At 33.7% G+C, this 303-nt stretch carries 1 protein-coding gene; it reads right to left on the minus strand.

The genetic code is table 11. The features are described from left to right. Positions 1-303 (minus strand): AAA family ATPase (locus tag I4N53_RS09925; protein ID WP_214496139.1); only part of this gene is annotated, 303 nt, incomplete at both ends.

Consider the following 303-nt stretch of genomic DNA (forward strand, 5'->3'; position numbering starts at 1 on the left):
TACATCCTGTCAAATGAAAATTTTGTTACTATCTCCGCTACTATCCCTTCCTCTTTTATGATTCTCTCTAGTAATACCTTGTTCCCTTCATTCATTGTAAGTCTGTTTAGCCTACCATAGTCTGTCTTTACATTGTCGTCTATTAAATTTCTAGGCGGTTTTTTGTATCTTACTATGCTGTCAAGATAATACAATACCATGTCGGGATTGTATATCCTCTTCTCCGCTTCTGCACTAAATAAATAACCATCGTATAATTCTTTTAATTCTTCTAGTGATTTTTCTCTTTCTTTTTCCTCTATC

Source organism: Thermoanaerobacter sp. CM-CNRG TB177 (assembly GCF_018588165.1).
GTDB lineage: Bacteria > Bacillota > Thermoanaerobacteria > Thermoanaerobacterales > Thermoanaerobacteraceae > Thermoanaerobacter > Thermoanaerobacter thermocopriae.